Source organism: Bradyrhizobium acaciae, from assembly GCF_020889785.1.
Classification (GTDB): domain Bacteria; phylum Pseudomonadota; class Alphaproteobacteria; order Rhizobiales; family Xanthobacteraceae; genus Bradyrhizobium; species Bradyrhizobium acaciae.
In genome coordinates, this window is record NZ_JACMYK010000057.1 from 15937 (window position 1) to 28692 (window position 12756).

14 protein-coding genes are annotated in these 12756 nt (G+C 65.4%); 4 read left to right on the forward strand and 10 right to left on the reverse strand.

The window, feature by feature from the left end:
• Positions 1 to 33 precede the first annotated feature (33 nt).
• Together H8A92_RS21570 and H8A92_RS21575 are read right to left on the reverse strand one after the other, a co-directional pair.
• Positions 34 to 861 carry an SDR family NAD(P)-dependent oxidoreductase gene (locus H8A92_RS21570; RefSeq protein ID WP_229197605.1) on the reverse strand — a complete coding sequence of 276 codons (828 nt, stop codon included), beginning with the start codon at positions 859 to 861 and terminating at the stop codon, positions 34 to 36.
• An 86-nt stretch (positions 862 to 947) separates the two neighbouring features.
• A complete protein-coding gene (locus H8A92_RS21575; RefSeq protein ID WP_229197606.1) occupies positions 948 to 1181 on the reverse strand; it encodes a hypothetical protein in 234 nt (77 codons plus the stop codon).
• Here H8A92_RS21575 and H8A92_RS21580 point away from each other — a divergent pair.
• Positions 1180 to 1473 (forward strand): hypothetical protein, encoded by a 294-nt coding sequence (locus H8A92_RS21580; protein WP_229197607.1) that lies wholly within the window; start codon positions 1180 to 1182, stop codon positions 1471 to 1473. The genes H8A92_RS21575 and H8A92_RS21580 overlap by 2 nt on opposite strands.
• A 175-nt stretch (positions 1474 to 1648) precedes the next feature.
• Complete coding sequence (locus tag H8A92_RS21585) at positions 1649 to 2269, forward strand: TerC family protein (protein ID WP_163161368.1); 621 nt, start codon at positions 1649 to 1651, stop codon at positions 2267 to 2269.
• 191 nt (positions 2270 to 2460) lie between these two features.
• Here H8A92_RS21585 and H8A92_RS21590 read toward each other — a convergent pair whose 3' ends face one another.
• From H8A92_RS21590 to H8A92_RS21605, 4 genes are all read right to left on the reverse strand, one after another.
• A complete protein-coding gene (locus tag H8A92_RS21590) occupies positions 2461 to 3180 on the reverse strand; it encodes an RraA family protein (RefSeq protein ID WP_229197608.1) in 720 nt (239 codons plus the stop codon).
• Between the two features lie 240 nt (positions 3181 to 3420).
• Positions 3421 to 4296, reverse strand: coding sequence for a CDP-diacylglycerol--serine O-phosphatidyltransferase (gene pssA, locus H8A92_RS21595; protein ID WP_229197609.1), 876 nt, complete (start codon positions 4294 to 4296; stop codon positions 3421 to 3423).
• Between the two features lie 66 nt (positions 4297 to 4362).
• Complete coding sequence (locus H8A92_RS21600; RefSeq protein WP_021081990.1) at positions 4363 to 5061, reverse strand: phosphatidylserine decarboxylase; 699 nt, start codon at positions 5059 to 5061, stop codon at positions 4363 to 4365.
• A 53-nt stretch (positions 5062 to 5114) separates the two neighbouring features.
• Entirely contained in the window at positions 5115 to 7103 is a 1989-nt protein-coding gene (locus H8A92_RS21605; RefSeq protein WP_229197610.1) for an ABCB family ABC transporter ATP-binding protein/permease, read from the reverse strand.
• A gap of 213 nt (positions 7104 to 7316) precedes the next feature.
• Here H8A92_RS21605 and H8A92_RS21610 point away from each other — a divergent pair, with 213 nt between their 5' ends.
• Positions 7317 to 7922 carry an LOG family protein gene (locus H8A92_RS21610; protein WP_229197611.1) on the forward strand — a complete coding sequence of 202 codons (606 nt, stop codon included), beginning with the start codon at positions 7317 to 7319 and terminating at the stop codon, positions 7920 to 7922.
• Positions 7923 to 8080: 158 nt separating this feature from the next.
• Here the strand turns inward: H8A92_RS21610 and H8A92_RS21615 are convergent, their stop codons facing one another.
• The 4 genes from H8A92_RS21615 to cysS form a co-directional block, all read right to left on the reverse strand.
• A complete protein-coding gene (locus H8A92_RS21615) occupies positions 8081 to 8458 on the reverse strand; it encodes a VOC family protein (RefSeq protein ID WP_229197612.1) in 378 nt (125 codons plus the stop codon).
• 131 nt (positions 8459 to 8589) lie between these two features.
• Positions 8590 to 10188 (reverse strand): citramalate synthase, encoded by a 1599-nt coding sequence (gene cimA / locus H8A92_RS21620; RefSeq protein WP_229197613.1) that lies wholly within the window; start codon positions 10186 to 10188, stop codon positions 8590 to 8592.
• Positions 10185 to 10691: a GNAT family N-acetyltransferase gene (locus tag H8A92_RS21625; RefSeq protein WP_229197614.1), complete on the reverse strand. Its 507-nt coding sequence runs from the start codon at positions 10689 to 10691 to the stop codon at positions 10185 to 10187. Before H8A92_RS21625 ends, cimA begins: the two co-directional genes overlap by 4 nt.
• Positions 10688 to 12088 carry a cysteine--tRNA ligase gene (gene cysS, locus H8A92_RS21630; RefSeq protein ID WP_229197615.1) on the reverse strand — a complete coding sequence of 467 codons (1401 nt, stop codon included), beginning with the start codon at positions 12086 to 12088 and terminating at the stop codon, positions 10688 to 10690. Before cysS ends, H8A92_RS21625 begins: the two co-directional genes overlap by 4 nt.
• Before the next feature lie 295 nt (positions 12089 to 12383).
• On the opposite strand from cysS, the gene H8A92_RS21635 reads away from it, so the two are divergent.
• Positions 12384 to 12707: a hypothetical protein gene (locus H8A92_RS21635; RefSeq protein ID WP_229197629.1), complete on the forward strand. Its 324-nt coding sequence runs from the start codon at positions 12384 to 12386 to the stop codon at positions 12705 to 12707.
• The last annotated feature ends 49 nt before the right edge of the window (positions 12708 to 12756 follow it).

Genomic DNA, 12756 nt, shown 5'->3' on the forward strand with positions numbered 1-12756 from the left:
CTCAACGAGCGAATCCGGAAGGCGTAACCCACCCTACAAATCCGATAACCCCGTAAGCTTCAAACTCAACGCCTTGAGCCGCCTGCGCGCCTCGGCATCATAGGCCTGCGCATGGGCGCGGGCCTCGCGCTTGCCGTCAAAGAACAGCCCGCTCCTGTCAGCGACATCATCGTCCTGGACCAGACGCAGAATGGCATCGCCGCCCTGCTCGACGGTCGAGATCGGCGTCGCGCCACTGGCACGCACCATCGTGGTGTTCATGTAGGTCGCCGGGTGCAGCGAGTTGACGGTCACGCCGGAGCCTTGCAGCTCCTCGGCCAAGTCTATCGTAAACATGATTTGCGACAGCTTGCTCTGCGCATAGGCGCGCGCGCCGCTGTAGTTCTTGGTGATCATCACGTCGCCGAAATCGATCGGGTGCTGGCCGAGCGAAGCGACATTGACGATGCGCGCCGGCGTACTGGCCTTCAGCCGCGGCAGCAACAGATGCACGAGCAGGAAGCCGGCGAGATAATTCACCGCGAAGCGCAGCTCATGGCCGTCCTTGCTGGTCTGCCGCGCCGGCCCCTCGTTCTGCGAACCGATGCCGGCGTTGCAGACAAGCACATCGAGGCGCTCCTGGTCGTCGAGCACGAGCTGGGCGAACTCGCGGACGTCGGCGAGCGAGGACAGGTCGGCCTGGTAGAACATCGGCTCGCGGCCGGAGACCCGCTTGATCTCGTCGGCGAGGACCTGCGCCCGCTTGGTGTCGCGGCCGTGGATCAGGACGCGGGCGCCGGCAGCCGCCAGCTTCATCGCCACGTAGCGACCGACGCCGTCGGTGGAACCGGTGATCAGCACCGTCTTGCCTGCCATGTTCATCGAAATTGCCTTTCGATCGTTCGCCCAGCGCTGCCAGCAAAGATAAATGCCCGCTGCGGACTTTGCCATGGCATGCCGCGGCGCCATCAGCCCCAAAACGGCGCCGAAATGGCCCGCCCGCGACGCTCCGCCATGACCTTCGGGCGTACAATCTGTCGCGCGGCCTGCGGTCGCGCGGCGCCGCGCCGCGCGCCAACGCAAATGCCTTCTGATATCGTCGCGACGAACGACACGGCGGGGATCGGCAAAAGGACCGGAATGTCCTCGACCATTCCAGACGGGTACTCGCGGAAGGCTCCCTCGCTGGAGCCGTTCGGCATGCTCCTGCCATTCGCGGTGCTGACCGCGCTGCCGATCATCCTGACCGTTCGCCTGGTTGAGCCCGCACTCGTGCTGCCCGCGCTCAGCCTGGTGTTATTCGCAGAGGCAGCCATTGCCGCGCTTGCGGCGCGCATGATCCACATGCGTGCAAGCGTGGCGAACCTGACGCTGTGGGATTTTGCCGGAGCCTTCACCTTCATGGGATGTGCGGCGGCGATCCTCGGCGAGCCGGACCAGGCGGCGCTGTTCTTCGAGGAAGAAGCAACACTGCGTCCGGCGTCACGACCGTAATCCCAGGCCGGGCCCCTCTGGCAGCCATAAGCTGCGATGTCGGACTGGAACTCAGTTGGAGTGGCCCTGCCTCGACCCGCGACGTGACAACGTCGTGACGGATTTGCCGTCGGCATGACGGCAAATCCTGCTTCGTCGAACGGTCCACTCCCCGACCTCAAGGGGAACATGATCCATGTCCGAACTGCTATCACTCGACGCCCTCAGCGCCTTGCTGCAAGTCGTCGTCATCGACCTCGTGCTGGCCGGCGACAACGCGGTCGTGATCGGCCTTGCCGCGGCAGGCCTGCCGGCGCAGCAGCGCGGCAAGGCGATCCTGATCGGGATCGGTGCCGCGACGCTGCTGCGCATCCTGTTCGCGCTGCTCACCACGCAACTGATGCAGATCGTCGGCCTGCTGCTGGCCGGCGGCATCCTGCTGCTGTGGGTGTGCTGGAAGATGTGGCGCGAGCTGCGCGTCTCCGCGCACGAGACCACGGCCGTGGATGGCACCGGCGGCGCGGAGGTGCCGCGCAAGACGCTCTGGCAGGCCACGACGCAGATCATCGTTGCCGACGTCTCGATGTCGCTCGACAATGTGCTGGCGGTCGCAGGCGCGGCGCGCGAGCAGCCGATCGTGCTGGTGTTCGGGCTGGCGCTCTCGATCGCGATGATGGGCGCGGCCGCCACCTTCATCGCGCGGCTGTTACAGAACCACCGCTGGATCGCCTATGTCGGCCTCGCCGTGATCCTCTATGTCGCCGTCGACATGACCATTCGCGGCGCGCATGAGATCGCGAAGGTCGCGCCGGTCTGACGCCGGCCAACCATTCGGCGTCATTGCGAGCCAACGGGTCGCGCGAACGCGCGCCCGATGACAGGCTCCGCGAAGCAATCCATCCCGCCACAAGGGGAGACATGGATTGCTTCGTCGCTTCAGCGCAAAATTGCTACGCAATTTTGTCGCGAGCTCCTCGCAATGGCGGCCTACCGTCGGTAGGCTGTGCCTCAGTGGATTTCCGCCGAACGCTGCAGGGCTTCCTTCAGCTTCTCGAGCGAGAAGTCCTTGGAGCGCGCGATGTCCAGGATCGGGGTCTCGCGGCGGCCGCAGAGCTCGGCGGCCTCGGGCAGCTTGGCCGCGATCTCGTAGGGGATCACGATCGCGCCGTGGCTGTCGGCGTGGATCAGATCGTCGGAGCGCACCGTCATGCCGGCGACACGAACCTCGCCGCCGAAGCTTTCGGCGTGCACCCAGGCGTGCGACGGGCCGATCGAGCCCGCCAGCGCCTGGAACCCCGGCGCCCATTGCGGGATATCGCGGATCGAGCCGTCGGTGATGACGCCCAGGCAGCCGAGCGCCTTGTGCACGGCGCTCTGCACCTCGCCCCAGAACGCGCCGTAGCCGACGTCGGGACCGTCGATGTCCTGGATGACAGAGATGCGCGGACCGAAGCCGGTGCCGACATATTCGTAATACTCGATGCGGCGCTTCGACTGCTCCTCGGCCGAGAGGCCGGATTTCAGCACCGAGCGGATCGCGACCGTGCGCGCATAGCCGACGATCGGCGGCAGGCTCGGGAACGGGCAGACCAACGGCTTCACGGTGTAGCCGATCAGACGGCGCTCGGGTGCCACGATCTCCATCGCGTTGCAGATCGTCGGCGTGTCATAACGCGCCAACGCTTCAAGGACGGATGCAGGCAGCGGGGCGGAGGCGGATGTCGTCACGGCGTTTCTCTCCTGATTTTTGGCGTTCGCGAGGCGTCCCAGCCTATAGCCGAGATCACAGGCGAACCCAACCGAGGCAAGCTCATGGCTGATATTTGCGGGAATGAAGCAACTGCATGACCGTCACCCTGAGGAGCGCGCCCTTGCGCGCGTCTCGAAGGGTCGACGGGCAACGGTCGGGCCGTGCATCCTTCGAGACGCGGCTTCGCCGCTCCTCGGGATGACGGATGACACAGGGCCTCAGTGCAGATGCGCTGGACGATCGTCGTGGTCCGCGTCCGTAACCGGCGCTGTGTAGGGAGCCGCAGCGGCCGGCGGCGGCGCGCTTGTGTCCTGCGTCTTCGCGGCGAGACTGCGTTCCTCGTCGCGATAGGACTTCCAGCCCCACGGCAGGCTGATCAGATACAGCACCGAGCCCGCCGACAGGATGTGCCAGGGATAGCCGATCAGCAGCGCGACGAAGAACACCACCGAGACGAACACCGGCAGCACCATCTCCGGCGGCACGCGCATCTTCACGGTCTTGCCGGAGAACACCGGCAGCCGCGACACCATCAGGAAGGCGATCAGCAGCGTGTAGAACGCCGTCAAGGTCGCCGGCGGCGCCGGCACGCCGAGGAAGGCGAGATAGATCGGCAGCAGCACGGTGATCGCGCCGGCCGGCGCCGGGACGCCGGTGAAATAATTGGCGGCGAAGGCCGGCTTGTTCGGGTCGTCGATCGAGGCGTTGAAGCGCGCCAGGCGCAGGCCGCCGGAGATCGCGAACACCATCGCGGCGATCCAGCCGCCATTGTTCAACTCATGCAGCTGCCAGAAATACAGGATCAGGCCCGGCGCGACGCCGAAATTGACGAAGTCGGCGAGGCTGTCGAGCTCGGCGCCGAATTTCGACTGGCCCTTGATCATGCGGGCGACGCGGCCGTCGATGCCGTCGAGGATCGCGGCGAACACGATGGCGGCGACCGCAAGCTCCATCCGCCCTTCCGTCGACAGCCGGATCGCGGTGAGGCCGGCGCAGATCGCCAGCAGCGTGATCATGTTCGGCACGAGCATCCGCACCGGGATCGGGCGGAACCGGCGGCGGCGAAACTCGGGGGAATTGGGATCGGATGGCATCATGACTTGAGAATATAGCAAGCATGGCCCTGCTTCGCCATTGCGGCGGGAACCGGCGAAACAGCGTTAATCAGCCCGGTAGGTCCGGCCGGGATCGGCGCCGCGGAAATCCGCCAGGATCGTTTCGCCGGCGACCGCGGTCTGGCCCTCGGAGACCAGCGCCTTGGTGCCCTCGGGCAGGTAGACGTCGAGCCGCGAGCCGAAACGGATCAGGCCGAAGCGCTCGCCGGCGCCGATCGACTGCCCTTCCTTGACGAAGCAGACGATGCGGCGCGCCACGAGGCCCGCGATCTGGACCACGCCGATGCGCCCGTTCGAGCTCGAGATCACCAGCGAATTACGCTCATTGTCCTCGCTCGCCTTGTCGAGCTCGGCGTTGATGAAGGCGCCGGGGCGATAGGCGATGCGGTCGATGCGGCCGGCCACCGGGCTGCGATTCACGTGGCAGTTGAACACGCTCATGAACACCGAAACCCGCGGCAGGGGCTTGTCGCCGAGGCCGAGTTCGGCCGGCGGCAGCGCCTGCACGACCATAGAGACGCGACCATCGGCCGGCGACACCACGATGCCGTCACGCAGCGGCGTCACCCGCACCGGATCGCGGAAGAACAGCGCGCACCAGACCGTGAGCAGCGTCCCGATCCAGCCCAGCGGGGTCCAGATCCAGAACAGGATCAGGCTCGCCAGAGCGAAGCCGCCGATGAAGGGATAGCCCTCGGGGTGGATCGGCGGGATCTGCGCGCGGATGGAATTGGCGATCGACATCAGAACTCGCTTGCGTTTCCCCGCCCCGTTTGGCGGGAGAGGCCCTAAATCGACTATTCCGCGGCGGTCGGCAAGGGTTTCTGACCCGCAACCGGGGGAGAATCCTCCGAGGATTCAGTGACTGCGGGCGGCAGACGATTCGGTGTCGCGCCGTCGTCATCGACCTGGGCGAGGCGTTCGCGGGCCTCCTCGGCCTCGCGCTGCCGGTTCCACATGCTGGCGTAGAGGCCGTCGGCGGCCAAGAGCCGGGCGTGGGTGCCGCGCTCGGCGATCCGACCCTGGTCCAGCACGATGATCTCGTCGGCGCCGACGATGGTCGAGAGCCGGTGCGCGATGACGAGCGAGGTGCGGTTGCGCGACACCCGTTCCAGCGCGCCCTGGATCTCGTGCTCGGTGTGGCTGTCGAGCGCAGAGGTCGCCTCGTCCAGCACCAGGATCGGCGGCGCCTTCAGCACCGTGCGCGCGATCGCGACGCGCTGCTTCTCGCCGCCGGAGAGCTTCAAGCCGCGCTCGCCGACCTGGGTCTCGTAGCCCTGCGGCGACATCCGGATGAAGCCGTCGATCTGCGCCAGCCGCGCCGCCTCCTCGACCTCGTCGTCGCCGGCATCCCAGCGGCCATAGCGGATGTTGTAACGGATGGTGTCGTTGAACAGCACGGTGTCCTGCGGCACCATGCCGATCGCCGACCGCAGCGAGGCCTGCGTCACGGTCTTGATGTCCTGGCCGTCGATCAGGATGCGGCCGCTCGAGACGTCGTAGAGGCGGAACAGCAGCCGCGAGATCGTCGACTTGCCGGCGCCGGAGGGGCCGACGATCGCGACCGTCTTGCCGGCCGGCACCTCAAAACTCAGGCCTTTGAGGATCGGCCGGTCACCCTCATAGGCAAAGCGGACGTCCTCGAAGCGCACGCTGCCGGTGGACACCACGAGCGGCTTGGCGCCCGGCACATCCTTCACCTCCGGATCGCGCGCCAGCACGTCGAACATCTTCTCGATGTCGATGATCGCCTGCTTGATCTCGCGATAGACCATGCCCATGAAATTCAGCGGCTGGTAGAGCTGGATCATCATCGAATTGATCAGCACGAAATCGCCGATGGTGTGGGTGCCGTTGCGGATGCCGAACGCGCACATCAGCATGGTCGCGGTCAGGCCGGCGGTGAAGATGATCGCCTGCCCGGTGTTGAGCACCGCAAGCGAGGTATAGGTCTTCACGCTGGCCTGCTCGTAGCGCTCCATCGAGCGGTCGTAGCGCCGCGCCTCGCGCTCCTCGGCGCCGAAATACTTCACCGTCTCGTAGTTGAGGAGCGAGTCGATCGCTTTGGTGTTCGCCTCGGTGTCGGAATCGTTCATCTTGCGGCGGATCTCGATCCGCCACTCGGTCGCGATGTAGGTGTAGTACATGAACACGACGACGGTGATCAGTACCGCCAGCACGTAGCGCCAGTCGAACTGCCACAGCAGCACGCCCGCCAGCAGCGTGACCTCGACGATGGTCGGAATCAGTTGCAGGATCACCATCCGCACGATGGTCTCGATCCCGGAGCGGCCGCGCTCCAGCACGCGGGTCAGGCCGCCGGTCTTGCGCTCGAGATGGAAGCGCAGCGACAGCTCGTGCATGTGCACGAAGGTGATGTAGGCGAGCCGCCGCACCGCGTGCATGGCGACGCGGGCGAAGATGCCGTCGCGCCACTGCGTCAGCACCGCCATGATGATGCGCACCGCGCCGTAGCTGATCGTCATCAGCACCGGCGAGGCGATCAGCCAGACCACCCAGTTCGAGGTTGCGACCGGCGCCGAGCCGGTGCCGTTCAGCGCATCGATCGCCCATTTGAAGGTGAACGGCACCGACAGCGTCGCGAGCTTGGCGAACAGCAGCAGCACCACCGACCAGATCACGCGCATCTTCAGATCGGCGCGATCGCCCGGCCAGATATAGGGCCAGAGGTGAACGAGGGTGCCGAGCAGCGTCCCCTTCTCGGCGGCCGGGGTCGCGGCCGCGGGCTCGGCGGCGCCGGTCACAGTCTGTTGCGGCGGCACCATCAGGAGCCCGCTCTCGCCGTCATGGCGCGCCGGTGCGCTGCCACATCTTGTCCACGATTTGCCATTGTGCCCGTCATATAGATCGTTTGAACGCGGCGTACAGGCTTATGACGAAAATTGTTCGCGATTCGCGGGAATTTGCGGGATTTTTTGGCTCTCAATCCCCATATGCTAGTCTTGACCCTGTTTACGCTGCAGTGCCACAAGGATCGTATGAACCAAATCAAGACTGTCTGTGTTTATTGCGGCTCCGGCCCCGGTAACAATCCCCGCTTCGTTGACGCTGCCATCGCACTCGGCAAGGCGTTTGCCGACAACAACGTGCGCCTGGTCTATGGCGGCGGCTCGGTCGGCTTGATGGGCGCGGTCGCCAAATCCACCCTTGATCATGGCGGCTCCGTCACCGGCATCATTCCTGAATTCCTGCGGGCGCGCGAGAATGCGCTGACCTCGGTTCAGGAGATGATCGTCACTCCCGATATGCATGAGCGCAAACGCCTGATGTTCGAGCGCTCGGATGCGTTCGTCGCGCTGCCCGGCGGCATCGGCACGCTGGAGGAGCTGGTCGAGCAATTGACCTGGCAGCAGCTCGGCCGTCACTCCAAGCCGATCCTGCTCGCCAACATCGACAATTTCTGGGAGCCGCTGCTCTCGCTGTTGAGCCACATGCGCGCCACCGAATTCATCCGTCCGACGCTGCCGATCAACGTGCTGATGGCCGACCGCGTCGACGACATCCTGCCGCGGCTGCGTTCGGCGGTGGCCGGCAAGCCGGCGGCCGCGAAGGAGCTCGCGCCCGAAGTCGCGCGGCGGCTCTGATCGCTCGGGCGCGCTAAGCTATCCCGTCATGCTGAGGAGGCCGCGCAGCGGCCGTCTCGAAGCATGCGCGGCCCGGCTGGTGGCCGTCCATCCTTCGAGGCTCGCAAGAGCTCGCACCTCAGGATGACGGATTGAGATATCCGTCGGCCTCACCAGCCTCACTCGCTCGGAAACGTCACGGCCTCGATGCGATTGCCGTCGGGGTCGAGGACGAAGGCTGCATAATAGCGCACGCGATCGTGCGGACGCAGCCCGGGCACGCCATCGGATAGGCCACCGGACGCCACTGCGGCAGCATGGAACGCATCGACCTCGGCGGTGGTTTTGGCGCGCAGGCAGATATGGCTGCCGCTCTCATGCGGGACCTGCGCCATCGCGGCACGCAGATTGATCCAGAATTCGGGATAGGCCTTGCCGAAGCCGATCGTTGCCGGCCGGGTGATGAGACGGGTCAGGCCAAGCGCGGCCAGCGTAGGTTCGTAGAACCGCGCGGCGCGTTCGAGGTCGCGGACACCGACGGAGACGTGGTCGATCATGTCTATCCTCCCTCGTCATTGCGAGCGGAGCGAAGCAATCCATCGCGCCGCACGCCGAGACATGGATTGCTTCGTCGCTTCAGCGCAAAATTGCTCTCGCAATGACGACTTTCCGTTCCGTCACGCTGGCCTCACGCCTGCGCGCCCGACTTCACCAGCTTGTAAAACACCGAATCCATCAGCGCCTGGAACGAGGCGTCGATGATGTTGGGCGAGACGCCGACCGTGGTCCAGCTCTCGCCGGTCTCGTCCTCGCTTTCGATCAACACGCGCGTGACCGCCTCGGTGCCACCATTGAGGATACGGACGCGGTAGTCGATCAGCTTCAGGCCATCGATATATTTCTGGTACTTGCCGAGGTCCTTGCGCAGGGCGACGTCGAGCGCGTTGACCGGGCCGTTGCCTTCGGCAGCCGAGATCAGATGCTCGCCGTCGACGTCGACCTTCACCACCGCCAGCGCCACCGTGACGCGCTGGCCGTTGGCGTTGTAGCGCTGCTCGACATTGACGTCGAACTGCTCGACCTTGAAATATTCCGGCACCTTGCCGAGCGTGCGGCGCGCCAGGAGGTCGAACGAGGCGTTGGCGGATTCATAGGCAAAGCCCGCGGCCTCCCGCTCCTTCAATTCCTCGACCAGCCGCGTCAGCCGCGGATCGCTCTTGTCATAGACGATGCCGGCGCGGTCGAGTTCGGCCATCACGTTGGAGCGGCCGGCCTGATCGGACACCAGCACCTTGCGGTGATTGCCGACGGAATCCGGCAGCACGTGCTCATAGGTCTGCGGATCCTTCATCACGGCGGAGGCATGGATGCCGGTCTTGGTGACGAAGGCGCTCTCGCCGACATAGGCCGCATGGCGATTGGGCGCGCGGTTCAGCATGTCGTCGAGCGTGCGCGACACCTTCATCAACGTCGCCATCTTCTCGGTGGTGACACCGATCTCGAACCTGTCGGCAAACTCCTGCTTCAGCTTCAGGGTCGGGATCAGCGAGCAGAGATTGGCATTGCCGCAGCGCTCGCCGAGGCCGTTGAGCGTGCCCTGGATCTGTCGTGCGCCGGCGCGCACCGCGGCGAGTGAATTCGCCACCGCCTGCTCGGTGTCGTTATGGGCGTGGATGCCGAGATGGGCGCCGGGCACGTGATTGACGACGTCGGCGACGATGGTCTCGATCTCATGCGGCATGGTGCCGCCATTGGTGTCGCACAGCACCACCCAGCGCGCGCCGGACTCGTAGGCCGCCGTGGCGCAGCCGAGCGCGTAGTCGCGGTTCTCCTTGTAGCCGTCGAAGAAATGCTCGCAGTCGACCATTACCTCGCGGCCGAGCGCCTTCGCGGCGGCGACGCTGTCGCGGATCGAGGCGAGGTTTTCCTCGTTGGTCGTCTCGAGCGCGACGCGGACCTGGTAGGCGGAGGATTTGGCGACGAAGCAGATCGCGTCCGCCTTGGCCTCGAGGATGCCGGCGAGCCCGGGATCGTTCGAGGCCGAGCGGCCCGGCCGCCGCGTCATGCCGAAGGCGGTGAAGCGCGCGTGGTCGAAGGCGGGCTTCCTGCTGAAGAACTCGGTGTCGGTCGGATTGGCGCCGGGATAACCGCCCTCGACATAGTCGATGCCGAGCGCATCCAGCATGCCCGCGATCACCTGCTTGTCCTGCAGGGTAAAGTCGACACCGTTGGTCTGCGCGCCGTCGCGCAGCGTGGTGTCGAACAGATAGAGGCGCTCGCGGCTCACGCGTGGCCTCCCGGGGTAGCGACACCGTCGAGCGTCTTCTGCATCGTGGTGTTGGCGAGCCATTCGTCGCCGATAGTGACCGAATTGCGCTGCTGCGCGACATAGCCGCGCTTGCGGAAGAATTCGAGCGCGGTGTCGCTGACATCGGCTTTCAGGGTCTTGGTGCCGCGGGCGCTCGCGATCTTCTCCAGCGCGTCGCACAGCGCGCTGCCGACGCCCTGCCCCACTGCACTCGGATGCACGTAGAGCATGTCGATGTGATCGGCGCCCTTCAGCGAGGCAAATCCGACTGGTGCACCCTGCAACGTTGCGATCAGCGTGAGCTGGCCGGCCAGCTTCTTGCCGAATGCCGCCTCGTCGTCGGCAACGGCCGCCCAGGCCTCCTGCTGCGTTTCGCTGTAGTCGTCGCCGGTCAGATCCATGATCGACGCCGCGAAGATCGCTGCCAGGACGGCTGCGTCATCGGGTAGATACGGACGCAATGCGGGTGCGGAACGGCTCATCGCGCGACCTCCCAGGTGGTGCCTTCCTTGGAGTCCTTGATCACCACGCCCATCGCGGCGAGCTGATCTCGGATCCGGTCGGATTCCTTGAAGTCCTTGCGCGCACGCGCCGCAGTGCGCTCGGCAATCAGCGCCTCGACCGCAGCGGCATCGACGCCGCTCGCCTGTTGCTTGCGCGCCTCCCACGCCGCCGCGCTCTCCGACAGGAAGCCGAGCAGCCGGAGCGAACCGGCGAACTCCTTGCGACTCTGTTCGTTGCTCGAGGCAGCACTGCGCAGGCCGTGCAGAACGGCCATCGCCTGCGCCGTGTTGAGGTCGTCGTAAAGCGCCTCGACCATCGCCGTCGACGGCGCGCCGGGCTCGGCGTCGGCCGCAACCGCGTACCAATCGTCGAGTATCTTCGCGCTCTCTTCGGCACTCTTCAGCGTCCAGTCGAGCGGCGAGCGATAGTGCGTCTTGAGCATGCTCAGCCGCAACACCTCGCCCGGCCAATCGGCCAAGAGATCGCGGATCGTGAAGAAGTTGCCGAGCGACTTCGACATCTTCTCGCTTTCGATCTGCAGGAAGCCGTTGTGCATCCAGACATTGGCCATGCGGTCGGTGTGGAACGCGCAGCAGGTTTGCGCGAGCTCGTTCTCATGGTGCGGGAACACCAGATCGATGCCGCCGCCATGGATATCGAACTTCTCGCCGAGATGCTTCCAGGCCATCGCCGAGCACTCGATGTGCCAGCCGGGGCGCCCCTCGACCGCAATGCCTGCCGGCGACGGCCAGGACGGCTCGCCCGGCTTCGACGGCTTCCACAGCACGAAGTCGGTGTTGTCGCGCTTGTAGGGCGCGACATCGACGCGGGCGCCGGCGATCATCTCGTCGAGCGAGCGCTTCGACAGCGCGCCGTAGCGCGGCAGCGTCGAATTGGCCGCGTTCATCGCCTGCGGCGAGAACAGCACATGGTCCTCGGCGACATAGGCAAAGCCGCCGGCGACCAGCTTGTCGATGATCGCGCGCATTTCCGGGATGTGCTCGGTCGCGCGCGGCTGCACGGTCGGCGGCAAGCAACCGAGCGCGGTGACGTCGTCCTGATACTGCCGGTAGGTCAGCTCGGTGACCTTGCGGATCGCCTCGTTCAGCGGCACGCCGGGATAGTCGCGCGCGGCACGGACGTTGATCTTGTCGTCGACGTCGGTGATGTTGCGAACGTACTTCACGTGGTCGGCGCCGTAGCGATGGCGCAGCACGCGGAACAGCACGTCGAAAACGATCGCTGCGCGGCCATTGCCGATATGGGCGAAGTCGTAGACCGTCGGTCCGCAGGCATACATGCGGACGTTGTTGGCATCGAGCGGCACGAACGGCCGCTTCTCCCGGGTCAACGTATCGTAGAGGCGCAAATCCATGGGTACCCATCCCTTGCGGCCGGGCGTCCAGTGATTCTCAGGCGATTGAGAAAAGACGGCCTCAGCCAGCGAATCGCTAGCTCATAATCTCGCGGCAAATGCTGCAGATGGCGAGGTGGCCGTTCATGGTTCCACCATGTCTCATGGCCCCTTTATCGCGTCAAGGGGCTGTTTTCGGGCGTATTGCGGCCGGCCCCGCAGCGAAATTACGCCAACGCCCTCATGGTTAATCATTATTAAGCATTTGGGCGTATCCGGTGGCCCGCGGATTCCCCGCCATTTTCACTGGTGCACCATGCGGCCGATTTCAGCATTGATTGCCTGCACGCTCTTCGTTGTCCCGTCCTTCCTTGCCCCCTCGGCCGCGCTGGCCGACAGCCGCGTCTTCATCGTCGCCAACCAGGCGGATGGCTACGGCATCGACCAGTGCCTGGCCCGCGGCGACCGCTGCGGCGCATCTGCCGCCCGCGCCTATTGCCGGTCACGCGATTTTGCACAGGCCACCAATTACCGCCGCGTCGATCCCGACGAGATCACCGGTGCGGTTCCGCACGCCGCAAATGAGACATGCAGCGGCAACGCTTGCGGCGAATACGTCGCCATCACCTGTCAGCGCTAAGCCAAGCCGCTGGATAAACGGGGTTATTGCCACACCGGCGCCCCGGAAA